We start from the raw sequence: 24,673 nt of genomic DNA on the forward strand, positions 1-24,673 counted from the left end.
GAAATGCGCCAACCGTCGAAGAGACTGGAAAAGTTGTCTGCCGCTATTTTTTCGGAGATGGCTGCCCGTAAAAAGGAAGTTGCCCGAAAACGGACCGTGTACGATTTGAGCATCGGCAGTCCTGACCAAGCGCCGGAGGACCAGCTGCTGCATACGCTTCTCGATGCTGCGCGGCAGCCGGGCGCGTTTGGCTACGCTTTGAGCGAAGGAACAGCTGCTTTTCGCGAAGAGGTGGCCCGCTGGTACCGATTCCGCTTCGGCGTCGAGCTGTCGCCGGACGGAGAAATTCATTCCTTGATGGGCTCGCAGGATGGGCTGGCGCACTTTGCTCTGGCCTGGACCGATCCGGGCGACATCGTGCTCGTGCCCGACCCTGGCTATCCGATTTACGAAGGAAGCGTGCATTTGGCGGGGGCGATCCCGTACCGGATGCCGCTGCGCGCAGAAAACGGCTTTTTGCCCAAGCTTGACGATATCCCGGAGGAGATCGCGGCACGGGCGAAGTTCATGATTTTGAACTATCCGAACAATCCGGTATCGGCTGTCGCCACGATCGCTTTTTTCGAAGAGGTGGTAGCTTTTGCGAAGCGTCACGACATCATCGTCGTGCATGATTTGGCGTACTCGGAAATGGCTTTTGACGGCTATCGGCCGCCGAGCTTTTTGCAGGCGGCGGGGGCCAAAGAGGTCGGGATCGAGTTCAACTCGTTTTCCAAAAGCTTCAACATGGCAGGCTGCCGGGTTGCTTATGTAGTCGGAAACAGCGAGATCATCAAGCCGCTTGCGATCGTCAAGTCCAATGTCGACTACGGCGTCTTTTTGCCTGTCCAGCAAATGGCGGTGGAAGCGCTGCGGATGGATCGGGAGTCAGGCGGCGCCAATCAAGTCGGACCGATTTACGAGGAACGCCGCGATGTCCTGCTGGCTGCCCTGGCAGAAGCGGGCTGGAACATCACTCCGCCGAAAGCGACCATGTTCGTCTGGGCTCCTGTCCCTGCAGGCTGGACATCCCGCGAGTTTGCGATTGCCTTGCTGGAGGAGGCAGGCGTGGTCGTGATCCCGGGCAGTGCTTTTGGCGACGAAGGCGAGGGCTACGTCAGGATCGCGCTTGTACAAGAACCGGAAATTTTGCGCCAAGCTGCGCGCTCTGTGGCCGACTCGGGCATTTTGAGCAGAAAAGCGGGCGAATAAGCGGCAGGTCAAACGGTTAATCTAGTTTTTGGGCATGAAAAGATCACAGGTATAAATGAAAAACAATTACAGGTTGAAATCATTCCTACATTGTATTGACTATAAAGTGGCTCGTTTGTTATCATGAAATAGGTAGGCAAGAACACATTCCTAAGGAGGTTTTACATAATGGCTCAACGTTTGATTGGACTCCCGGCTCCTGACTTTACATTGGAAACAGCTTTGGGTAACGGAAAAGATTTTGGCAAGGTTTCCTTGTCTGACTACCGTGGAAAATGGCTGGTACTGTTCTTCTATCCACTCGATTTCACATTCGTTTGCCCAACTGAAATCATCTCCATGAGCGATGCTATCGAAGACTTCAAAGACCTCGATGCAGAAATTCTCGGTGTATCCGTAGACTCCGTTCACTCCCACCGCGCTTGGATCAACACTCCTCGCGACCAAAACGGTCTGGGTGGCTTGAACTACCCGCTGGCTGCTGACTTCCTGAAAACAACAGCTCGTGACTACGGCGTACTGGATGAAGAAGGCGGCCAAGCTCACCGCGGCCTGTTCATCATCGATCCAGAAGGCATCCTGAAATATCAAGTAGTAACTGACCTGAACGTAGGTCGTTCCGTTGACGAAACACTGCGCGTGCTGCAAGCACTGCAATCTGGCGGTCTGTGCCCAGCTAACTGGCGCCCAGGTCAAGCTCAACTGTCTGCGAAATAATTTTTGCCTGGACGAACAGGCTGTAAAAGGGTCTAACTTCTTGCTGTTAGACCCTTTTTTTAGCATATAATCCACTTTAGATAGACAAAGCTGAGTAAAAAGGGGATGAGTTTCCATGCGTTTGCGCGAAGAATTGCCGGATTTCCCAGGAATTACCGAATGGGTGAACGGACAAGTAAGCAAAGCGGATCTGGCAGGCAGCCCTGTTTTGGTGCATTTTTGGTCGGTTAGTTGCTACATGTGTAAAGAGTCAATGCCGAACATTAACGAATGGCGCGACAAGTACGCTGCCAATGGCCTGAAAGTCATAGGTATTCATATGCCGCGTTCGGAAAAAGATACAGATATTGAAGTGATCAAACAGACGATTGCCGAGCACAACCTGACGCATCCGATTGCGATCGACAACGACATGAAGACGGTTGATGCTTTCCAGAACGAGTACGTTCCTGCTTTTTACCTGTTTGACGAGAACCTCCAGCTGCGTCACTTCCAGGCTGGCGAGAAGGGTCTCAACCTGGTAAAAAAACGTCTGTTCAGAATTTTGGGGATCGAAGAGGAATCCTAGAATGTTCGTCTAATTATGTATGTGTAATGGATTGTACCTGATAGGAGGATATGTAAACGATGGAATTCCCGAAAAATCTACGTTACAGTGAAGAGCATGAGTGGGTGCGAGTAGAAGGTAACAAAGCGTACATCGGAATCACCGCTTTTGCTCAATCAGAGCTGGGTGACATCGTGTTTGTCGAGCTGCCAGAAGTAGGCGCGACAATCCAGCAAGATGAGCCATTTGGCAGCGTTGAGTCCGTAAAAACCGTTTCCGAGCTGTACGCTCCTGTAACCGGAAAAGTAGTAGAAGTAAACGGCGAATTGGAAGATGCTCCTGAACTGGTTAACTCCTCGCCATACGAGCAAGCCTGGATGATCGCTGTCGAGCTGTCCGACGAAGCTGAGCTTGACAAGCTGATGGATGCCGACAAATACGAGGCAATGGTAAAAGAATAGTCGCAAACACAAAAAGCCGGGGCGCATGCTCTGGCTTTTTTCATTTGAAAATGGCTGCTGCTCGGGGCTTCGGTGGAGGGAGGAAACAGGAGAAACCGCTGCAGGGCACCTTGCCACTTGCGGGGAAGCGGAGACTGGCCGCCTGCGGTGAAAAAGGAAAACCGCGGCAAAAGTAGCGTGCTCGAAGAAGCGTGTTCACGTTGCCGCTTAAAAGCCGTTTTCCTTTTTCGCCTCCGGCTTGGTAGGAGTCCGAAAGCCCTGCCGCTTGTTTCTCCTGTTTCCTCGGCCAACGATTCGTCTCTTTCCTCGCCACGCCTGAAGCGCCGATGACGTAATCTACAAAGCGTCACCCCAAATACATTCCCCACAAAAACAAAAAGACCCCGCCCACAAAAACGTGGCGAAGCCTTTTATTGCGAAAACGGAAGCCGTAAACCAACTAACTGAGCTTGAACGAACGAACGTTGTCGTTCAACTCTTCGGCCATTTTGGCCAGCATGGTCGCTGCTGCCGAGATTTCTTCCATGGAAGCGTTTTGTTCTTCCGCTGCGGCTGCGACGGTTTGGGAATTGCCCGCGGATTGCATCGCGATTTGCGAAATGTGGTCGATGGCTGAGACGATCGCTTGCATTTCCTGGCTGATTTTTCTCATTTCAGCCGATACCTCGTCTGTGCGGGTAAGCAGGAGCGAGGTGGAGTCAGTAATTTGCTCGAATGCCGTTCCCGTCGAGTTCACCAAAGACATGCCTTCTCCGAGGATGACGGAGCCGTGACTCATGGCAGCGATGGCGGATTCCGTATCGCGCTGAATGTCGGCGACGATGTTGCTTACTTGTTCAGCCGCCGAGCTGGACTGTTCAGCCAGTTTGCGCACCTCGTCGGCTACTACGGCGAAGCCGCGACCTTGTTCGCCTGCTCTGGCAGCTTCGATGGCGGCGTTCAGGGCAAGCAGGTTGGTCTGGTTGGCAATCGAAGTGATGAGCGAGATCATCTGTCCAATTTCCTGAGAGCGTTGACCCAGTGCGTTGACAGTCGTTGCCGTTTGCTTCATTTGGTCGTGAATCACGGTCATGTGCTCTACCGTTTTGGCGGCCATCTGGTTGCCTTCTGTCGCCTGACGGTTTGCATCGCGAGTGGAGGAGCTGACTTCTTCGATTCCTTTTTCCATCAAAGAAATATGTTGGGCAATTTCGTTGATCACATCGCTGCCCTGATTGGTCGCGTCCACTTGCAGTTCTGTCCCGTAGGCGATTTCCTGGACAGACTGGGCGATCTGCTCTGTCGCTTTGCTCGTCTGCTCGGCGCTAGCCATCAGTTGTTCGGAAGTAGCGGCGACCTGCTGTGCGTTATAGCTGACCTGCCCAAGCGTGTCGCGCAGATTGGCGGTCATCGTATTGAAGCGGCTGGCCATGACGCCCATCTCATCGGCCGTTTTCACATCCATCGAAGCGGTGAAATCGCCAGCGGACAATGCTTGCGAGAGCTGGTTTGCCTTGTTGATTTGTCCGGTCAAATACTTGCTGAAGAAATAAATGACGGCGATGAGAATCAAAAGCCCAAACAGGCTGACTGCCAAAAGCTGATAAAACAGCATGCTCAAAGGCTCGAAAAATTCATTTTCCGGCATGACGAGAGCAATTGTCCAGTTTGTGCCAGCGATTTTTTGGAAGTACAAGCGATTGATCCCGTTCTCATCGGTAAAAGTTTTCGCGCCTTCCTTTTCTGAAAGCATGGCCGGACCAATTTCGGCAAGCGACGTGTTGCTGTCGCTTTGCACGGATTGCACCATCAGCTTGTCCGTTTGCGGATGAGACAGGAATTTGCCGTCCTGATCAAGCATGAAAGCCCAGCCAGTCTTGCCTACTTGCGTGCCGGAAACCATCGTTTGAATGTCTGTGAGCGTAATGTCGTCTGTGGCTACACCCAAAAGCTTTTTGTCGGGGGAGTAAAACGGAGCCACCACAGTCATCATGGAAATTTTGGAAACCTCATCATAGTAAGGCGGCGTGTAATCGGTCACCTTTGATGTTGCTTTTCCGATTTTGTACCATTCTTGACTAGGGTAGTTGTAGGCGGGTGTACTGTATTCATACGTAATGTCCACCTTGCCGTCTTTTTTTGCGCCATAAGTCGAAACGAACTGTTTGCTCGGATCGAAGGCATACGGCTCCATGAAAATTCCCATCCCGACCGAGGTCTGGTTCACGGGAACTGTTTTGTTCAGCAGGGAATCTAGTTGCTCCAGCGAATACGTAAGAGGAGTCATTTCAATTGTCCGTGCCATGTGCTCTGTGACTTTGCTGTGTGTCTCCAGTTCTTTCTCCACTTTGCCGCTAAGCACGTCCAACTGATAGTTCATTTTGTCCGTCAGTTCCTTGTTCAACAGCGTGTAGGAGAACATAAAGGCCATGCCCATGAGAAGTGCCAAGGTAATGACAATGACAGGAAGGGTAATGGTAAGAGTCCTGGCTCGTAGGCTTTTAAAACGAAACATACATCCGCTCTCCTTTTTCGTTTACTAGCTGAATAACTATTCCCTATATCGGTTTGATTCAAACTTCTCTGTATGAAATCTGTATGAAATTTAGGTGAATGCGGGAAAAGTTTCAAACTAATCAGAAAACGGTGTTCAAACAGTGGCAAATCGAGTACAATGGGATAACTAATTGTTTTACCATAAACCGATTGGTATCTTTTTGCGGGTAGAGCATTCATGGGATTACGGGTTACAATGCGGATACAGACAGATAGTTTCGGCCAGACGCAGTTGTTCTGAAGTCTGGAGAACAAGGAGGGAGACTATTTATGAGTTTTTGTTGTGGTGCTGGAATGGTAGGTTCCGTAGGCTCAGTCCGTCATTATAAAACGCTTGTACACAATGTCCCCATCATGTTTTGTCCTGTATGTGACAGAATTGAGGTTCATCCCGCTATTGAGGGAGAGTACGAAATTTTAGTAGAATATGCTCAGGGAGATCAGGCGCCGGAAGTCGATTTCGCTGATTTTGTCAATGTTGACAATACATCCGAGTTGTTTGAGAATTGTACCATGACGGATGAAGCTGCAAGCTTCGCAGAAGTTTTGAAGCAGCAGATCGATATTTCCTTGGATTTGCTCGGAGTCGCGAAGGAGTTGCAGGATGACGAGTGGCGCGAAGCCCTTATGAATCGCTTGAAACGGTTAAGCGAACGACTGAAGCAGTACAATAAACGCAAGCAAGTGTCGCAAAAAAGCGCATGACCTTTAGTTGACGTGGGAGGCAGTGTGAATGTTTCATTTGAAAGGCGTTCACCACATCGCGTTGAATTGCAGCGATGTCGTGAAGGTAGCTCGGTTTTTTAAGGACATTTTGGAAGTCCCCATCCCGGAAGAGAATATGGTGGAAGGAGCACCTGTCTACTTTCAAATTGGCACATACACACGGATCGGTCTCCATCCGCATGGCGGGGCGGAAGGCAAGGGTGGCGTAGGGCAGGTAGATCACCTCGCCTTTTCCGTAACGAGCCGTGCTGAGCTGGACTATCTGGTCGACAAGCTGGAAGCAGAAAACATTTGCTACCGAGGTCCGATCACGCAGCCTACGAGTTTTAACTTGTACTTTGAGACGCCAGATGGCCATCATCTGGAGGTTCGACTGGACAAGGACGAATTTGATGAATAACAGGCAAAGGCAAACAGGCATCTGCGGCAATCGCAGGTGCTTTTTTTATGATTTCGACAGGCGAAAAAAACAGTGTCGAGAAAAAGGCAGCCGCCGTGACAAGACCCGACAACGGTTCTTATTCCTCGCCAAAGGATTCGACGGAGCAAAAAACGAACCCATTGGAAAAGAGAGGGGGCGTACCTATGATCGGGATCGGCAAATTGCTTGACGAGGTTGGCGAACGGCTGCAAAAGAAGACGCACCTGCGGTTTGTAACAACTGGCTGGGAAAAACGGATCGGGATCGTGATCGATGATACGGCATCGCGTTGGCAGTTGACGATATCAAAAGGCGGTGTTTCGGCAGGAGTTTGGGAGGAGGAGCAATCTGCCGACCTGATCGTCAGGGGAGGCGAACATCAGATGGAGATGCTGTTTGGCGGGGATGAGCTTGTATATGCACTAGCCAAGCAGCAGGTGAAAATAATAGGCACGCTGCGCGATCAGTTGAAGCTCGATGCGATTTTGCGGCTGACGTGCAAGTAGCCGGCCAGCCGCCCCCACTTTCGAACGATTCCGAATAAATAGCGAAAATGTGGTATAATGAGGAAGAAACGATTGGGGGAGGCGCAATCATGTCTAATAGCTTGGCGTTGAAAGAGACGATTGTTTCGCGTGGGCAAACGATTGACGAAACATTCAGTTATTTGCATGCGAATCCGGAAATCAGCTGGCAAGAGGTCGAGACGACACGCTATCTGGTCGAAAGGATGCAGGCGCTTGGGCTTAAGGTAACCACTTTTGCCGATTGTACGGGACTTGTCGCCGAATGGGGAGAAGGCAAGCCTGTCGTAGGACTTCGAACCGATATTGATGCACTGTGGCAAGAAGTGGACGGGGAGTGGCGCGCCAATCATTCCTGCGGGCACGATGCGCACATGACCATGATTGTCGAAACCGTGGAGGCATTGATTGCATCCGGCTACCAGCCGCCCGGAAAGCTGAAAATCTTGTTCCAGCCGGCAGAAGAAAAAGGCACAGGCGCTTTGAAGCTGGTGGAAAAAGGTGTCGTGGACGACATCGACTATTTGTACGGCGTCCATCTCCGTCCGATTCAGGAAATGGCGAATGGCACAGCAGGGCCAGCCATTTACAACGGCGGGGCGATGTTTTTGTACGGAGAGATCACGGGAGTGTCAGCGCATGGAGCCAGACCTCACCTCGGGGTGAATGCGATCGAAGTGGCAGGAGCGATCATCTCGGGAATCGGTCAAATCCATTTGAATCCGATGGTTCCGGCCACTGTCAAAATGACGATGCTGCAAGCGGGAGGAGAGAGCTACAACATCATTCCTGACAAAGCGAGATTCGCCCTCGATTTGCGCGCGCAAACGAATCAGGCGATGGACGAGCTGATTGCCCGCGTCCGCCAGATGATAGAAGGAATTGCTGCGTCTTATCAAGCGCAAATCAAGCTGGAAGAAGGTTCGCGAATGGTTGCCGCGGAAGTGGATGAGGAAGCGAAAGGATTGATGGAACAGGCGATCGTCGACGTGCTCGGAGCGGACAACCTGAAGCCTGCGCCAGTCAGCCCGGGAGCGGAAGACTTCCATTATTACACAGTGGAGCGGCCGCGAATCAAAGCGACCATGCTCGCTCTCGGTTGCGACTTGCAGCCTGGATTGCATCACCCGCACATGCAATTCGAGCAGTCGGCTCTAAAAGACGGTGTCGGAATCCTCAGCCGCGTCATCGTTCGCACGTTTGAGCATGCTGCTGCCAAGACTTTGGGCTAAAAAATGCACTGTCTAACCCGCTGATGCAGCGGGTTTTTTGCATCCATTCTTTCACTAGGGGGTGGACATGAAGAGGAAGAACTGAAATACTGTAGGATGGGAAAACTACAAGGGAGGTTATTCACACATTCTCCACAACAGATTATAAAATTATGTGGCTTATTTGATTAAATGTGATATACTAATTACAAATCGAACGACAATGAAAAAGTTAACTTAACTGGATATACATTTTGGGAAGGAGATCGTTCACACATGGAGACCAATACGGTTCACAAGCTTTCTGACATTCTGGGAGCTACTCAGGTACATCGCAACCTGCCTGTAGCTGGACTCGTTGAGATGGCAGTAAAGCGTGGCGAAGGGATTTTGACCGACAAGGGGGCGCTCAATGCGCTAACAGGCAAGTTTACCGGCCGTTCGCCAAAGGACAAATTTGTGGTGGACGAAGCTTCCGTACACGATAAGATTAACTGGGGGCCGGTTAACCAGCCGATTTCCCCGGAAAAATTCCAGGTACTCCAGCAGGACGTACTTCACTACTTGCAAACGAAAAACGAGCTGTTTGTGTTTGACGGTTTTGCTGGCGCAGACACGACTTACCGTCTGCCAATCCGCGTCGTAAACGAATACGCTTGGCACAACCTGTTTGCGCATCAGCTGTTCATCCGTCCTTCTGCGGACGAACTGGCAGCGCACGAAGCAGAGTTTACTGTCATCTACGTGCCGAACTTCAAAGCAAATCCGGCGGTTCACGGAACCAACTCCGAAACTTTCATCGTGATGAGCTTTGAGCAAAAAACCGTATTGATCGGTGGCACCGAGTATGCGGGCGAGATGAAAAAATCGATTTTCAGCGTCATGAACATGCTTTTGCCTGAGCGCAACGTACTGTCCATGCACTGCTCGGCAAACGTAGGCAAAGACGGCGACGTAGCGTTGTTCTTCGGATTGTCCGGTACAGGCAAAACGACTTTGTCCGCTGACCCGAACCGCTTCTTGATCGGTGACGACGAGCACGGCTGGTCCGACAATGGCGTATTCAACATCGAGGGCGGATGCTACGCAAAATGCGTCAAGCTGTCCGAAGAAGGCGAACCGCAAATCTGGAACGCCATCAAATTCGGTACGGTTCTGGAAAACGTAGACGTAGACCCTGTTACTCATGCAGCAGATTACGACAGCACCAAATATACGGAAAATACGCGCGCAGCTTACCCGGTAGAGGCAATCTCCGGCGCAGTGATTCCTGGAGTGGGCGGCCAACCAAACGTCATCATTTTCCTGACTGCCGATTCGTTTGGCGTTCTGCCTCCAATCTCCAAGCTGAACAAAGAGCAAGCGATGTATCACTTCCTGTCCGGCTATACAAGCAAAATGGCAGGTACAGAGCGCGGCGTAACGGCTCCGCAAACCGAGTTCTCTACATGCTTCGGATCTCCTTTCCTGCCGCTGCATCCGGTTGTTTATGCCGAAATGCTCGGTAAAAAAATCGATGAGCGCGATGTTCAGGTTTACCTCGTAAACACTGGCTGGACTGGCGGCCCTGTAGGTGTTGGACAGCGCATGAAGCTTTCCTACACGCGTGCAATGGTTACCGCAGCTCTGAACGGCGAGCTGGAAAAAGTAGAGTACGTGCAAGATGCAATCTTTGGCGTACACGTGCCGACTTCTTGCCCGAACGTGCCGGCAGAAGTGCTGCAACCGCGCAACACATGGGCAAACAAGGAAGACTACGACAAACAGGCAGCTGACTTGGCTGCACGTTTCATCGAGAACTTCCAGAAGAAATTCCCGAACGCAACGGATATCGCTACGGCAGGTCCAAAAGCGTAAGCGCACCTATACCTATAGCTTGATTGCGAAACCCGTCAGTTTGTCGCTGACGGGTTTTTTTGTGGCAGGCACAGCTTTTCCATTTGACGCGCGATATTCACTCGGGTAAGCTTCCAATGGCAGGCTTTTACACGAGCCATCGGGTGTGGCTTTTTCCATTTCGGGAACAATCTCGGGCAACTGAGGACAAGAAACTTTTTCAGGAATTTGGAAAAGGGTATTGGAAGAAGCGAACTGGGAAAAAATGCTTGGGTGGGTGCCCTATTTGGAAAGGAAATAGGAAGCAAAAGCGTACTTTCTATATATAATGATATAAAAAATACAGATATGTTTCATTCCTTGATTTATAATTATTCTTATTATAAGATAGTTATTGAGAATGGATTGAGAATTTACCAACTCACTTTTGACGTGTATGGAGGGAATTCAGATGACAGCAGTACCGCATTTGCAAATAAAAAACCTTCGCGCCAAGATCGAAGAAAAAGAGATCCTCAAGGGTCTGAATTTGGAAATCAAGGGCGGAGAAGTGCACGCGATCATGGGACCGAATGGTACCGGTAAATCGACACTGGCATCTACGCTGATGGGTCACCCGAAATATGAGGTAACAGATGGCGAAGTGCTGATCAATGGCGACGACCTTTTGGAAATGGAAGTAGACGAGCGCGCACGCGCAGGTCTGTTCCTGGCTATGCAATACCCGTCCGAAATCAGTGGCGTAACGAACTCTGACTTCCTGCGTTCCGCAATCAATGCGCGTCGCGGCGAAGGCAACGAAATCTCCCTGATGAAATTCATCCGCGAGATGGACAAAAAAATGAACACGCTGGAAATGGACGATTCTTTTGCTCACCGCTACCTGAACGAAGGTTTCTCCGGCGGGGAGAAAAAGCGCAATGAAATTTTGCAAATGATGCTCCTGGAGCCAAGCATCTGTATCCTCGATGAGATTGACTCCGGCCTGGACATCGACGCGCTGAAAATCGTAGCCAATGGTGTAAACGAAATGCGTTCCGCTGACCGCGGTTTCTTGATCATCACTCACTACCAACGTTTGCTGAACTATGTAAAGCCTGACTTCGTACACGTCATGATGCAAGGTCGTATCGTGAAGTCCGGTGGTCCTGAATTGGCTGAGCGCCTGGAGGCAGAAGGCTACGACTGGATCAAAGAAGAGCTCGGCATCGAGGACGAAACCGTAAACGCCAACGTGTAGGAAGAAGGAGGCAGCAGTGAAATGAGTGTGGATGTACAGCTCCGCTTCGGTTCCGAAGCGATCACCGAGTACTCCAAAGCTAATCAGGAGCCTGCCTGGTTCCTGGAAAAGCGCCTCGCCGGACTGAAGGCGGCGGGAGAGCTTCCGCTTCCCGCTTTGGAGAAAACGAAGATTGACAAGTGGAATACTGTTGATTTCGATCCGTTTCAAACCACTGCCAAGGTAGCGTCGGCCAATGAGCTGAGCGAATTGGTAAAAGGGCAAATAGATGTGGACAGCGTGAAAAACCTGGTTGTGCAAAAAAATGCCTCCACCGTTTTTCATGCCGTGACAGACGAGCTGAAAGCACAAGGCGTGATTTTTACAACGCTGGCTGACGCTTTGCAAAATCATGGCGAACTCGTTCAAAAATACATGCATCAAGTCATCGCGCAAGACGAGCATAAACTGAGTGCGCTGCATGCCGCAGTTGCAAACGGCGGCGTTTTCCTCTACGTTCCGAAAAATGTAGAAGTAGATGCACCGCTTCAGGTTGTATACGAAATCGCTGGTGACCATGCGCTGTTGGCTCCTCACGTGTTGATCGTGGCAGAAGCGAACAGCAAAGTAACCTACGTCGATACATACGTATCCGGCGAAGGCAAAAGCATGGTAGCGAACAGCATTGTGGAAGTGTTCGTAGGAGCTGGTGCATCCGTGCAGGTAGCTTCCGTGCGTTCCCTGTCCACAGAAGTTCACGACTACAGCTTCCGTCGCGCAATCGTTGATCGTGACGGAAACATGGAATGGATTTTGGGCGAAATGAACGATGGCAACACGGTTGCCAACAATACTACTGTTCTCAAAGGAACAGGTTCGAACGCACTGACCAAGTCCATTTCGGTAGGGACAGGTTCCCAGCGTCAAAACTTGACTTCCCAGGTGCAGCATATCGGAACCCACTCCGAGTCTGACATGGTGAGCAAGGCTGTTATGACAGGTGAAGCAGTCAGCATTTTGAACGGTATCACCAAAATCGAAAAAGGCGCTGAAAAGGCAAACGGTGTGCAGGCGGAAAATATCCTGATGCTGAGTGAAAAAGCTCGTGGCGATGCCAACCCGATCCTTTTGATCGATGAGGATGACGTCAAAGCGGGGCATGCTGCTTCGGTAGGACGCTTCAGTGAAGAGTCCATCTACTACTTGATGTCGCGTGGAATTTCCCGTCAGGGCGCAGAACGTCTGATCATTCTCGGCTTCCTCGATCCGGTCGTTTCCGAGATTCCGGTGGAAGAAGTGAGAAACAAACTCCGTCAGGCGCTTGAAAGGAAGTTAGGCTAATGAACGCCAAGGAGCTTCGGAAATATTTTCCCATCCTTCACCAAGAGGTAAACGGCCATCCGCTCGTTTATCTAGACAATGGAGCAACCTCTCAAAAACCGCTTCCGGTAATTGAGGCGATGGATAAATACTACAAGGAGTTCAACTCCAACGTGCACCGCGGCGTGCACACCTTGGGCAACCGGGCGACAGACGGCTACGAGGGCGCGAGAGAGAAGGTTCGCGCCTTCATCAACGCCCGCGAAGCGGCGGAGATCGTCTTTACGCGCGGCACGACGTCGGCGATCAATACGATTGCCTACGGCTACGCGCGTCTGGTTCTGAAGCCCGGGGATGAGATTGTGACCACACTGGTCGAGCACCACGCCAATTTCATTCCGTGGCAGCAGGCAGCCAAGGCTACCGGAGCGACCTTCAAGTTCATTCCGCTGGCAGAGGACGGTACCGTCACTCTCGAAGCGGTCAAGGAAACAGTAACAGACAATACCAAGATCGTTGCCATTCACCATATTTCCAACGTACTTGGAGATACTACTCCGATCAAGGAAATTGCCCAGATTGCCCATCAGCACGGTGCCCTTTTGTTCGTGGACGGCGCTCAGGGCGCTCCGCACAAAAAAATCGACGTCCAGGATTTGGATTGCGATTTTTACACGTTTTCTGCCCACAAAATGGCTGGCCCTACCGGAGTCGGCGTTTTGTACGGAAAGCGCGAGGTGCTGGAGCAAGTCGAGCCGATGGAATTTGGCGGTGAAATGATCGACTACGTGGATATGTACGATTCTACGTGGAAAGAGCTTCCGTGGAAATTCGAGGGCGGAACGCCGATCATCGCAGGCGCGATCGGACTTGGTGCTGCGATCGACTTCCTGGAAGAAATCGGGATGGAAAACATCGAGCGTCATGAAAAGCACCTGGTGAAATACGCCATGGAGCAAATGCGTGAGATCGAAGGACTGAAAATTTACGGACCGCAGCAAGACCGCAGCAGTTTAATTACATTCAATCTGGATACGGTGCATCCGCATGACCTGGCTACTGTGCTGGACAGCTACGGGATCGCAGTTCGTGCAGGCCATCACTGCGCACAGCCGCTTATGCGCTGGCTGAATGTGACGGCTACCGCTCGGGCAAGCTTCTACCTGTACAACACAGAGGAAGAAGTGGATGTGCTGGTAGCGGGATTGAAGAAGACGAAGGAGTATTTCGGCAATGTCTTCTCTTGATGATTTATACCGCCGCGTGATCATGGACCACTACCAGAAACCGCGCAATCGCGGCAAGCTGGAAGAATCCGACGGACTCATTGTTAATTTGAATAACCCGACTTGTGGCGACAGCATCTCGCTCTCTTTGAAAGTGGAAGAGGGCAAAGTGGTAGATGCGAAGTTTCTCGGCGAAGGCTGTTCGATCAGCATGTCATCGGCTTCGATGATGACGGATGCGGTCAAAGGCATGCCAGTGGAGGAAGCACTTGAACTGGCGCACAAGTTCTCCGAGATGATGCAGGGCAAAGAAATCGACGACTCGATTGATTTGGGTGACATCGAAGCTTTGTCAGGCGTAGCCAAGTTCCCTGCGCGGATCAAGTGCGCCACTCTGGCCTGGAAAGCGCTGGAGCAAGGCATCAAACAGGCAGAGCAAAAATAGCATCAGGTAAGGACATGAATGAAGAAGGAGTGAGCAACGATGGCTAAAAAAGCCCCTGAGATACAGGATTACCAGTACGGCTTTCACGATAAGGACGTTTCTGTATTCCGTACGAAAAAGGGTTTGACCCGCGAGATCGTCGAGGAAATTTCCAAGATCAAAGACGAGCCGGCGTGGATGCTGGAGTTTCGTTTGAAAGCTTTGGATATTTTCAACAGCATGCCGATGCCAAAATGGGGCGGCGATCTGGACGACCTCGATTTCGACAGCATCACCTACTATGTAAAGCCTTCGGAAAAGCAAGGCCGCAGCTGGGATGAGGTGCCGGAAGAAATCAAGGCAACTTTTGACAAGCTGGGTATCCCGGAAGCGGAGCAAAAGTTCCTCGCAGGTGTATCGGCTCAGTACGAATCCGAGGTAGTTTACCACAACATGCAGGAAGACCTGGAAAAACTGGGCGTTCTGTTCTGCGACATGGATTCGGCAGTAAAGCTGTATCCTGACATCGTGAAGGAATACTTCGCGACCGTAATCCCGCCAGCAGACAACAAGTTTGCGGCACTGAACTCGGCAGTATGGTCCGGCGGTTCCTTCATTTACGTGCCAAAAGGCATCAAAGTGGAAACTCCGCTGCAAGCCTACTTCCGTATCAACTCGGAAAACATGGGCCAATTCGAGCGCACGCTGATCATCGCGGACGAAGATTCGTTCGTGCATTACGTAGAGGGCTGTACAGCTCCGATCTACAGCACGGATTCCTTGCACTCCGCTGTTGTAGAAATCATCATCAAAGAGCGCGCGCGTTGCCGTTACACCACGATCCAAAACTGGTCCAACAACGTATACAACCTCGTAACCAAACGTGCGGTTGCTTACGCTGATGCGAACATGGAATGGATCGATGGCAACATCGGTTCCAAGCTGACGATGAAATACCCGGCAGTTATCATGAAAGGCCCACGCGCCAAAGGTACGGTTCTTTCCATCGCAGTAGCAGGAAAAGGACAGCACCAGGACGCAGGCGCCAAAATGATTCACCTGGCACCGGATTGCACATCCACAATCATTTCCAAATCGATCTCCCGTGACGGCGGAAAAGTAACCTATCGCGGTCTGGCGCAGTTTGGACGCAAGTCGGAAGGCTCCAAGTCCAACATCAAGTGCGACACGCTGATTCTCGATAAACTGTCCACGTCCGACACGATCCCGTACAACGAGATCATGAACGACAACATCACGCTGGAGCATGAAGCGACTGTATCCAAAGTGTCCGAGGATCAGCTTTTCTACCTGCGAAGCCGCGGCCTGTCGGAAGCAGAAGCGACCGAAATGATCGTCATGGGCTTCATCGAGCCATTCACGAAAGAATTGCCCATGGAGTATGCGGTGGAGATGAACCGTCTCATTAAGTTTGAGATGGAAGGTAGTATCGGATAATATCAAAAAAACCTTTATATATTGCGGGTTTGAGGGGATTATATATCGTGCCAACTTGGTGGCGTGCCAAATTCGTGCCAAGTTGAACTTATCTTTTAGCATAGGAGGCGAACTTTTGAAGTTCGTCTTCTTCTATTTTTTCGGTAATATCAAGATAAGTATCCGCTGTTGTTTTGATGGTTTATGCCCCAAGCGATTTGATACATATTTAAGGCTCGCCCCTGATTCAAGCAGCAGCACCGCATGAATATGTCTAAAGCCGTGGGTGCCTTTATAATCAACACCGGCATTTTTGCAGTAATCTTGCATGGTTTCACGAAAAGTAGAAGGTGTTAAATAATGCCCGTTATAATTTTGAAATATAATGCCATCTTCATTTTTGCGGAATCTTGTATTTCCTAGAATTCATTCATTTTGCTTCATCTTAAACTTCTTTAATTCACGTACTAAATCAGGGTCTATTTTGATAGTGCGATAGGAAGAAGAATTTTTTAATGTCGTTAATTTTACACTGTTATTATCATCACGGCTTGCTTGTTTATCTATAGTTACTTTATCACCAATAATATCTACCCATCTTAAAGCTAAAGCTTCAGATATCCTTAAACCGGTTTTGCTTAAAAAGTACATAAGTATGTAGTAAAGCTGATGATTAGGAAAGCGTTGATATTTGTATTTTTTCATAAAACCTAATAACTGGTTTAATTCCTCAAGGCTAAAATATTTCACTTTTTCTTTCTTTATGGCAACAGAATCCTGAACTGGAACTCTTAATTTATCAGCCGGGTTTTTTTCAAGCACTTCAAGTTCATGAACGGCATAATGTAAAATGCTTTTCATAACAGAAAGATATTTTAATCGCGCTGACACTATGTTTTAAGGTATGCCTGAATCGATGGTTACTGTTCCACAAACAATATTAAAAATAAAAATGAAACTTAAACATTAATTTTTAAGTATAATAAAAGGGACGATGGTATTAAGGAGGTTCCTACCAAATGGCATACCAACCTGAAGCAGAACTTGAAAAAAACTTACATAAACAACTTGTAAATCAAGGCTATAATGCGGTCAAGATTGCGGACTATGATGCATTATTAGCTAATTTTAAGCAACAACTTAATTTATTTAATGAACATAAACTAAATGGACAACCATTATCTGATATAGAATTTAAAAGGATTCTTACATTAATAGAAGGCAAAAGCATTTACGATTCTGCCAAAATCCTACGTGATAAATTATTAATCGAACGTGAAGATGGTACTCAATTATATGTAGAGTTGCTAAACACAAAAGATTGGTGTAAGAATCTTTTTCAGGTTACAACACAAACCACTGTGACTGGAAAGTACACCAATCGTTATGACGTCACTATCTTAATTAATGGATTACCTCTCGTTCAAATAGAATTAAAAAGACGAGGGTTAGACTTTAAAGAAGCGTTTAACCAAATCCAACGCTATCGTCGCCATACATTTCCAGGTTTATATCGTTTTCTACAAATATTTGTAATAAGTAATGGTGTCGATACAAAGTATTTTTCGAATTCTGATTATGACATTCAATTTGGATTTACATTCTTTTGGTCAGATGAAAAAAATGAACTGATTTCAAACTTACAAAGTTTCAGTAGTACATTTTTAAATCCATGCCATCTTGCGAAGATGATTAGTCGTTATATGGTCATTAATGATACAGATAAAGCATTAATGGTTATGCGTCCATATCAAGTTTATGCAATTGAAGCACTTGTAAAGCGAGCAACCGAAACAAACAACAACGGCTACATCTGGCATACAACCGGTTCGGGTAAAACACTGACTTCCTTCAAAGCTGGGCAAATTTTAGCTGATGAGGAAAACATCAAAAAAGTATTCTTCCTCGTTGATCGTCAAGACTTAGACAGTCAAACCATTGCTGAGTTCAACAAGTTCCAGAAGGGAGCGGTTGACCGCACAGACAAAACCGAAGTCCTTATTGGGCAAATACAGAATCCTATGAAGAGATTCATTGTGACAACAATTCAAAAAATGAACAATGCAATCAAAAGTCCAAAGTACGCTAAGATTATGGAACCATATAAACAAGAAAAAGTCGTTTTTATTATTGATGAATGTCATCGTAGCCAATTTGGTGATATGCGAAAAGAGATTGATCGTCACTTCCAAAATGCTCAATACTTTGGTTTTACGGGAACACCACGCTTTATCGAGAATAAAAGTCAAGATGGACGTACAACTGCCGACCTTTTTGAAAAATGCTTGCATTATTACCTTATTAAAGATGCTATCCGTGATGGGAACGTACTTGGTTTCTCAGTAGAATACATTCGTACCTTTAACGCTAATATCGATGAAACAGATGATACAAAAGTACAAGCGATTGATACAGATGAAGTTTGGCATGAGGAACGACGTTTAAACTTAGTAGCTGACCATATAATTAGTAATCATCTACGACGTTCGAAGAGCAAAGGCTATTGCGCTATGTTTGCAGTTGATTCTATTCCTACGTTAATTAAGTATTACGATATTTTTAACTCTAAGAATCATGATTTAAAGATTGCTGGAATTTTTTCATATGGGCAAAACGAGGAAAGTGATGGTACAGGTGAACATTCTCGTGAAGCATTAGACCGCATGATTTCAGATTATAACCAAATGTGTGATACAGACTTCTCGACAGAAACATGGGATCGTTATTTTTCTGATGTATCAAAAAAAGTGAAAAATGCCCAAATAGATATTTTACTTGTCGTAAAGATGTTCTTAACTGGATTTGATAGCAAGCCACTTAATACACTCTATGTGGATAAGAACATGGTATATCATGATTTGTTGCAAGCATATAGCCGTACAAATCGTGTAGAGAAATCTACTAAACCATACGGAAATATTGTTTGCTATCGAAATTTAAAAGAAAAAACAGATGAAGCAATTAAGTTATTCTCTAGAACGGACAACGTTGATACCGTTTTAATGGGGAGCTACGATGAATATTTAAAAGCGTTTAAGGAAGCAGTGAAAAACTTACGAAATGTTGCAGTCATTCCTGAAGAAGTAGACGAGCTAGAAAGCGAGGAAGATAAGCGGCAATTTATCATTGCATTCAAAAATGTGACGAAATTCCTTCAACGTTTACAGTCATTTTCTGATTTTGAGTTTGATGAATCAGAGCTAACAATTTCACAACAATCATATGAAGATTACAAGAGCAAATATTTCAAGGTTTACGAAGATTTTAAGCGTAGTGAAGTGCCAAAAGAATCGATCTTGCATGACATCGACTTTGAGTTAGAGCTAATGCATACAGACAAGATTAATGTCAGCTACATTTTGAATTTAATTGCGAACCTTAACACAGAAAACGAAAAAGAACGTGACAAAGAGATTCGTTTTATCAAACAAGAATTAGACCATGCATCTGATCCGAAGTTACGTCTAAAAATTGAATTGATAAAAGGGTTCTTAGATAAGGTTGCACCAATATTAGCCCCTAATGAATCTGTGATGGATGCATATAACCGTTACGAAGAAGAAATGAGTGAGCAAGAACTCACAACATTTGCAAAACAAGTAAACATTGAAGACAGTATATTACGTGAACAAGTATCAACATATGAGTATTCCACTTTAATTGAAAAAAATGCAATTATGGATTCTTTATCAGGCTCGTTCTTGAAAAAGAATAAAGCAATCAAAGCAATTATTACTTTCATTCGTGACTTTACCGAAAAATACGGTGCGTAGTTACCACATAACCCATTTAATAAATGAGAGGGCGCTAAATTAGCGCTTTTTCTTGTTATTTTAAAAAATATCAAAAATCAAATGAGAAAACATTGATATTTTTTGAAATATCATTTACATTATATTCATAGGTGTTGATATATTAAAAAATATCAAAGGAGGAGTGTTGTGAAACTATATCAAATTGCAAAATTTACACAAGGTGCTTTTGCGAATCGGTTGGAAGCTTTTTCTGACAACGTTGAGACAACAAAAGTCAAACCATTATCATTAAAGGAATTTAACGAAACACTGGGCTTAGCTTATCGAATTTCAAATGAAAAAAATGTGGAAATTGCTGTACCGAAAGAAAAATTGGTACCACAACTGCTAACTGACACAGTCAGTCTTATTTTACACACGCATACACAAAAAATTGCTCTGTTACCCGAGAAATATAGCGGACTATTGTTAACAAATAATTTCATAAAAATCGAATTAACAAGTGATGTAGATGCAGCCTTCTTTGAATGGTACTTTAATGAATATCCATCCATTCGAAAGCAGTTGTCAGTATTAAGTGAGGGAACAGTTATTTCATTATTGAAGCTGTCTCATTTAAAGGATTTAGAAATTGACTTACCACCTATCCGAAAGCAAATAATTATTGGCAAAATAGCTCAGTTAAAAAAGAGAAAAGAATCGTTAATGACTGAAAAACGTGAGTTGCAACAGCAATATATTCAACAGAGGCTAATTCAGAGTATCAACGTGAATTAATCATCAAACTTAAGGAGGAACTTACGATGACAACAAGTGAAAAACAACGTCAACAACAGGCTGAATTACATAAAAAATTATGGGCGATGGCTAATGACCTTCGAGGTCAAATGGATGCTAGTGAATTCAAGGATTATATTCTAGGGTTAATTTTCTATCGTTACCTATCAGAAAAAGTAGAAGCACGTGCAAACCAATTATTAAGGGAAGATAACATTTCTTATGCTGAAGCATGGGAAAATGAAGAGTACCGCGAGGACTTAGCAGAATATCTTATTGATGAGTTAGGTTATATAGTAGAACCACAATTTTTGTTCTCATATTTCCTTAAAGAAATTGAAAAAGGAGTAAACGGCAATTTTGACGTAGAAATGCTTCAAAACGGTGTAAAAGCAATTGAATCATCAACATTAGGTACAGAAAGTCAAGACGACTTCCAAAACTTATTTGATGACATGGACTTAACATCATCACGTTTAGGTCGCACAGTTAAAGACCGTTCAAATCTTATAAGTAAAGTCATCGTCAATATTGCAGAAATTCCATTTGAACAAGACAATGCAGAAATCGATGTATTAGGTGATGCGTATGAGTACATGATTTCTCAGTTCGCTGCAAACGCTGGGAAGAAGGCGGGAGAGTTCTATACGCCTCAACAAGTGTCTAAAATCTTAGCGAAGATTGTGGCTGCTGGAAAAACAGAAATTCGTGATGTTTATGATGGGGCTTGTGGATCTGGCTCGTTACTATTACGTGTAGGAAAAGAGGCAAAGGTACACAAATATTACGGACAAGAGAAAGTTTCGACAACATATAACTTAGCTCGAATGAATATGCTGCTACATGGTATTCCCTACCAACGCTTTGATATTAGGAATGCTGATACATTAGAAGAACCACAACATATCGAGCAACGCTTTGAAGTGATCGTTGCAAATCCTCCATACTCAGCAAAATGGAGTGCTGACGACAAATTCAAAGAAGATGAACGCTTTAGTGCTTATGCTAAATTAGCACCAAAATCCAAAGCTGATTTTGCATTTATTCAACATTTTATTCATCAATTGGATGATAACGGTAAAATGGCTGTTGTGTTACCACATGGTGTCCTATTCCGTGGTGCAGCAGAAGGAACAATTCGTAAATATCTGATAGAAGAAAAAAATTACTTAGATGCTGTAATTGGCTTACCAGGAAACGTTTTCTATGGTACAAGTATTCCAACTTGCATCCTTGTATTCAAAAAATGCCGTAAGCATGATGACGATGTATTATTTATTGATGCATCTAATGAATTTGAAAGAGGGAAAAATCAAAACCTTTTATCAGATGAACACGTTGAGAAAATCATTGCCACATTCTTAAGTCGCGAGACAATCAACAAGTATTCTTACGCAGCAACATTAGAAGAAATCAAAGAAAATGATTATAACTTAAACATTCCTCGCTACGTGGATACATTTGAAGAAGAAACAACAGTTGATTTGCAAGCAGTAGCACAACGCTTGAAAGTAATTGATGATGAAATTGCAGAAGTGGATCGAGAGTTAGAGAAATACTTCAAAGAGTTGGAGGTATAAAAATGCATATTCCTTCGTTAAGATTTAAGGAGTTTGAAGATGAATGGATTTTTACTACATTGGGAAACTGTTGTAAATCAATATCATACGGTTTAAATGCTGCGGCCAAGCCATTCGATGGTGAAAATCAATACATTCGTATAACAGATATTGATGATGAAAGTAGAAAATATATAAAGAATAATAGGGTTTCACCAGATGGGGAACTAACTGATGAGTATTTATTAAAAGAAAACGATATAGTATTTGCACGAACCGGGGCAAGCACAGGTAAATCTTACATTTATAAAAAGGAAGATGGAAAACTATACTTTGCAGGGTTTTTAATTAGAGCACGAATTGAAGAAAAACATAATGCCAAATTTATTTATTATCAAACAATGACTCAATCATATAATAATTGGGTTAAAGTAATGTCTATGCGTTCTGGGCAACCTGGTATCAATTCTAAGGAATATGCATCCTATCATTTCTATCTACCTAGTTTAGAGGAACAAGTGAAAATAAGTAGCTTTCTTGAGAAATTTGATTCGAAAATCCAACTTCAACAAGAAAAAATCAACTTGCTGAAAGAACAGAAAAAAGGCTATATGCAGAAGCTTTTTAGTAAGAAATTGCGATTTAAGGATGAAAATGGGGCTGATTTCCCTGAGTGGAAAACTAATATTAAAGCTGATGAATTATTTGAGTCAGTTTCTAATAAAAACCACAATGGTGATTTTCCTGTCCTTTCTGCTACTCAAGATAATGGGATGGTCTTAAGAGATACTTTAGAAAGACATATGGCATTCAGTAATGAGAATTTAAAATCATACAAACTTGTAGAAACGAACGATTTTATTATTAGTTTGCGTTCTTTCCAAGGCGGCATTGAGATTTCCAATTTACAGGGTCTAGTAAGCCCTGCTTATACAGTATTTCGTAAAAAAGGTAAAAAGATTTACGAACCATATTTCGCGAAATTTTTTAAAACAGATTCTTTTATCCAGCGATTAAACACGACAACTTATGGTATTAGAGATGGAAAAGCAATTAGCTATAAAGATTTCGCTACACTTAAATTCAATATTCCTACTCTAGAAGAGCAAAGAAAAATTGCTGAGTTTCTAAATTTATTGGATAATAAAATTCAAAATGAACAAGAAAAATTATATTTATTACAAAAACAAAAACAAGCTTTCATGCAACAAATGTTAATCTAATCATAAAAAAACAAAAACAGCACCTCTTTTACTATTTAGAAAAGGTGCTGTTCCAAATTTCGTGAAAAACCCCATTTACATATGATACGTTTCATCACGACTAATGTAAGGAAGAAAAACCCGTATCTTTTTATGATTGTTCTTGTCCTTCCTCGCAAACATTGAGTTCTAAAATTTTAATCCTTTCTACATGGTTTTATTAGTCAAATTTCCGTGCCAAGTTGAAATTATAATCCATTTTAAACCATTTGAAGGAACGGCTTTATATCAAAGGTCTGACCGGATTTATTGCTAATCAGTTCGTGTCATTTCGAGCAAAATTAATCAAGTTCGAGATGGAGGGAAGCATCGGTTAAGCTTAATATTATAGACTTTTCCTGCTCCTGCTGGGCTGGTTGCCCATGATTTGCCCATTTTGGACGTACCTCTCGTAAAGGGCGAGTGCGTCGTTTTCAATCTTATTAGTGATGTGTAAATACGTGTCCGCTGTGACTTTGACGCTTGCGTGCGTGTCCTAGTCGCTCGGACACGTATTTTATATTTGCGCCGGTTTTGAGAAGATGGACCGCGTGGGAGTGCTTTAAAGCGTGCGGAGACAGAACCGGAAGCTCGGCCCGCTTGCATACCTCTTTGAAGTATTCTCGCACGCTGTTCTTTGACTTTGGCGTCGAAATGTAAGGCGTCGAGTTGAGCGGATAAACCAGCGTTTTATTGATCGTTAAGCGGCCGGTTTCGGTGTCAATGTCATCCCAAGTTAACGTCAGCGCTTCATCGATCCGAAGACCGGTGCGGGTCATCGTGGATTGGAAGGCTATACAAGGAGTTCATAAAGAAAAGAGAATGACCTGTCGATATGAACTTTTGTAAAAAGAGAGTAACCCGCTAGTTAGATTCTCAACTAGCGGGTTACTCCTGTTAAAACGTCATGATTTACTGCTGCAAAGGATTTTTGTCATCTTTATGACTTTCAATTATGTCGACTATCTCATTTAATTGGAATTTCTCTCTTTTATTGTCAACTTTATCATTTTTAACTTTAAATTTTCCTTGGTAGGAACCCACTATTGCATAGTGATCAGTAGAGTTTGTTTTGTTCGCTGGTGAATCATCAACATTTAGAAATAGGAGGACTTTCTCGTTTTCAGTAAATTCTGGTGCATTTTCCATATCCATAATTACGTTTTCTGTTTCTCCACCGTAAACACGAACTACGACTTCGTCTAATTCCTTACCTTTATGCGTTTTGTTTACTTTTATTGTGATATCTCGATAAATTGCATCTGCATCCTCAATCACTTCTGGCTCATTTCCATCCTCTGTATTCCATTGTGGCTGTGTAATGTGATTAATTTTACCTTCAATGATTAAGGAACTTGCTGCAGCCAGTTCCTCAGGTGATAATTCGATTAACGTACCTTCAACACGAATTGTTGACTTGGTTACATTATATGTGTCGTAAACCACATAACCAAGGCCAAAAGCTAAAATCATAGAAGAAGCGATTATTCCGCTTTTAATGTTCATTTTCATTATTTTTACCTCCTGTTATTTTTAATCCTAGATG

22 protein-coding genes and 1 pseudogene are annotated in these 24,673 nt (G+C 45.2%); 18 read left to right on the forward strand and 5 right to left on the reverse strand.

The genetic code is table 11. The features are described 5' to 3' along the window. The first annotated feature begins 3 nt into the window (after nucleotides 1-3). The 4 genes from EDM60_RS13435 to gcvH all read left to right on the forward strand — a co-directional run bounded on the left by EDM60_RS13435 (nucleotide 4) and on the right by gcvH (nucleotide 2,916). Nucleotides 4-1,191 carry an aminotransferase class I/II-fold pyridoxal phosphate-dependent enzyme gene (locus EDM60_RS13435; RefSeq protein WP_122964438.1) on the forward strand — a complete coding sequence of 396 codons (1,188 nt, stop codon included), beginning with the start codon at nucleotides 4-6 and terminating at the stop codon, nucleotides 1,189-1,191. A gap of 168 nt (nucleotides 1,192-1,359) precedes the next feature. Then, nucleotides 1,360-1,908, forward strand: a complete 549-nt coding sequence (locus EDM60_RS13440; RefSeq protein ID WP_063227319.1) for a peroxiredoxin — start codon at nucleotides 1,360-1,362, stop codon at nucleotides 1,906-1,908. A gap of 115 nt (nucleotides 1,909-2,023) precedes the next feature. After that, nucleotides 2,024-2,476 carry a redoxin domain-containing protein gene (locus EDM60_RS13445; RefSeq protein ID WP_063227320.1) on the forward strand — a complete coding sequence of 151 codons (453 nt, stop codon included), beginning with the start codon at nucleotides 2,024-2,026 and terminating at the stop codon, nucleotides 2,474-2,476. Between the two features lie 59 nt (nucleotides 2,477-2,535). Next, a complete protein-coding gene (gcvH, locus tag EDM60_RS13450) occupies nucleotides 2,536-2,916 on the forward strand; it encodes a glycine cleavage system protein GcvH (protein ID WP_122964439.1) in 381 nt (126 codons plus the stop codon). Nucleotides 2,917-3,355: 439 nt separating this feature from the next. On the opposite strand, the gene EDM60_RS13455 is transcribed toward gcvH, so the two are convergent. Beyond that, entirely contained in the window at nucleotides 3,356-5,410 is a 2,055-nt protein-coding gene (locus EDM60_RS13455) for a methyl-accepting chemotaxis protein (protein ID WP_122964440.1), read from the reverse strand. 311 nt (nucleotides 5,411-5,721) lie between these two features. On the opposite strand from EDM60_RS13455, the gene EDM60_RS13460 reads away from it, so the two are divergent. The 10 genes from EDM60_RS13460 (at nucleotide 5,722) to sufB (ending at nucleotide 15,816) form a co-directional block, all read left to right on the forward strand. Then, entirely contained in the window at nucleotides 5,722-6,156 is a 435-nt protein-coding gene (locus tag EDM60_RS13460) for a hypothetical protein (RefSeq protein WP_063227323.1), read from the forward strand. 28 nt (nucleotides 6,157-6,184) lie between these two features. After that, nucleotides 6,185-6,577 (forward strand): VOC family protein, encoded by a 393-nt coding sequence (locus tag EDM60_RS13465; protein ID WP_063227324.1) that lies wholly within the window; start codon nucleotides 6,185-6,187, stop codon nucleotides 6,575-6,577. Nucleotides 6,578-6,624: 47 nt separating this feature from the next. Continuing rightward, complete coding sequence (locus EDM60_RS13470; RefSeq protein WP_233454092.1) at nucleotides 6,625-7,104, forward strand: SCP-2 sterol transfer family protein; 480 nt, start codon at nucleotides 6,625-6,627, stop codon at nucleotides 7,102-7,104. 89 nt (nucleotides 7,105-7,193) lie between these two features. Continuing rightward, nucleotides 7,194-8,354, forward strand: a complete 1,161-nt coding sequence (locus EDM60_RS13475) for a M20 peptidase aminoacylase family protein (RefSeq protein ID WP_122964441.1) — start codon at nucleotides 7,194-7,196, stop codon at nucleotides 8,352-8,354. Nucleotides 8,355-8,609: 255 nt separating this feature from the next. Further along, nucleotides 8,610-10,190, forward strand: coding sequence for a phosphoenolpyruvate carboxykinase (ATP) (gene pckA, locus EDM60_RS13480; RefSeq protein WP_122964442.1), 1,581 nt, complete (start codon nucleotides 8,610-8,612; stop codon nucleotides 10,188-10,190). Between the two features lie 430 nt (nucleotides 10,191-10,620). Next, on the forward strand, nucleotides 10,621-11,409 hold the full coding sequence (sufC, locus tag EDM60_RS13485; RefSeq protein WP_122964443.1) for a Fe-S cluster assembly ATPase SufC: 789 nt from the start codon (nucleotides 10,621-10,623) through the stop codon (nucleotides 11,407-11,409). 21 nt (nucleotides 11,410-11,430) lie between these two features. Continuing rightward, a complete protein-coding gene (gene sufD / locus EDM60_RS13490) occupies nucleotides 11,431-12,729 on the forward strand; it encodes a Fe-S cluster assembly protein SufD (protein WP_122964444.1) in 1,299 nt (432 codons plus the stop codon). Further along, entirely contained in the window at nucleotides 12,729-13,955 is a 1,227-nt protein-coding gene (locus EDM60_RS13495) for a cysteine desulfurase (protein ID WP_063227330.1), read from the forward strand. The genes sufD and EDM60_RS13495 overlap by 1 nt, the downstream gene beginning before the upstream one ends. Next, nucleotides 13,942-14,379, forward strand: a complete 438-nt coding sequence (gene sufU / locus EDM60_RS13500) for a Fe-S cluster assembly sulfur transfer protein SufU (protein WP_122964445.1) — start codon at nucleotides 13,942-13,944, stop codon at nucleotides 14,377-14,379. Before EDM60_RS13495 ends, sufU begins: the two co-directional genes overlap by 14 nt. Nucleotides 14,380-14,418: 39 nt before the next feature. Beyond that, nucleotides 14,419-15,816 (forward strand): Fe-S cluster assembly protein SufB, encoded by a 1,398-nt coding sequence (sufB, locus tag EDM60_RS13505; protein ID WP_122964446.1) that lies wholly within the window; start codon nucleotides 14,419-14,421, stop codon nucleotides 15,814-15,816. A 132-nt stretch (nucleotides 15,817-15,948) separates the two neighbouring features. Here sufB and EDM60_RS29140 read toward each other — a convergent pair whose 3' ends face one another. Next, nucleotides 15,949-16,221, reverse strand: coding sequence for a tyrosine-type recombinase/integrase (locus EDM60_RS29140; protein ID WP_122964447.1), 273 nt, complete (start codon nucleotides 16,219-16,221; stop codon nucleotides 15,949-15,951). Next, a complete protein-coding gene (locus tag EDM60_RS29145) occupies nucleotides 16,222-16,656 on the reverse strand; it encodes a site-specific integrase (RefSeq protein WP_122964448.1) in 435 nt (144 codons plus the stop codon). A 158-nt stretch (nucleotides 16,657-16,814) separates the two neighbouring features. Between EDM60_RS29145 and EDM60_RS13520 the strand changes: the two genes are divergently transcribed. The 4 genes from EDM60_RS13520 (at nucleotide 16,815) to EDM60_RS13535 (ending at nucleotide 23,109) form a co-directional block, all read left to right on the forward strand. Next, nucleotides 16,815-19,568, forward strand: coding sequence for a type I restriction endonuclease subunit R (locus EDM60_RS13520; protein WP_122964449.1), 2,754 nt, complete (start codon nucleotides 16,815-16,817; stop codon nucleotides 19,566-19,568). A 168-nt stretch (nucleotides 19,569-19,736) separates the two neighbouring features. Next, nucleotides 19,737-20,327, forward strand: coding sequence for a restriction endonuclease subunit S domain-containing protein (locus tag EDM60_RS13525; RefSeq protein ID WP_122964450.1), 591 nt, complete (start codon nucleotides 19,737-19,739; stop codon nucleotides 20,325-20,327). Between the two features lie 26 nt (nucleotides 20,328-20,353). Beyond that, entirely contained in the window at nucleotides 20,354-21,907 is a 1,554-nt protein-coding gene (locus tag EDM60_RS13530; protein WP_122964451.1) for a type I restriction-modification system subunit M, read from the forward strand. A gap of 2 nt (nucleotides 21,908-21,909) precedes the next feature. Further along, nucleotides 21,910-23,109, forward strand: coding sequence for a restriction endonuclease subunit S (locus EDM60_RS13535; protein ID WP_122964452.1), 1,200 nt, complete (start codon nucleotides 21,910-21,912; stop codon nucleotides 23,107-23,109). Between the two features lie 364 nt (nucleotides 23,110-23,473). On the opposite strand, the pseudogene EDM60_RS13540 reads toward EDM60_RS13535, so the two are convergent. Together EDM60_RS13540 and EDM60_RS13545 are read right to left on the reverse strand one after the other, a co-directional pair. Next, nucleotides 23,474-23,912 (reverse strand): annotated as a pseudogene (locus EDM60_RS13540) (site-specific integrase); the annotation flags it as partial. A 127-nt stretch (nucleotides 23,913-24,039) separates the two neighbouring features. After that, complete coding sequence (locus EDM60_RS13545; RefSeq protein ID WP_122964453.1) at nucleotides 24,040-24,639, reverse strand: hypothetical protein; 600 nt, start codon at nucleotides 24,637-24,639, stop codon at nucleotides 24,040-24,042. Nucleotides 24,640-24,673: the final 34 nt, after the last annotated feature.

It is taken from the genome of Brevibacillus parabrevis (assembly GCF_003710905.1).
Taxonomy (GTDB): domain Bacteria; phylum Bacillota; class Bacilli; order Brevibacillales; family Brevibacillaceae; genus Brevibacillus; species Brevibacillus parabrevis.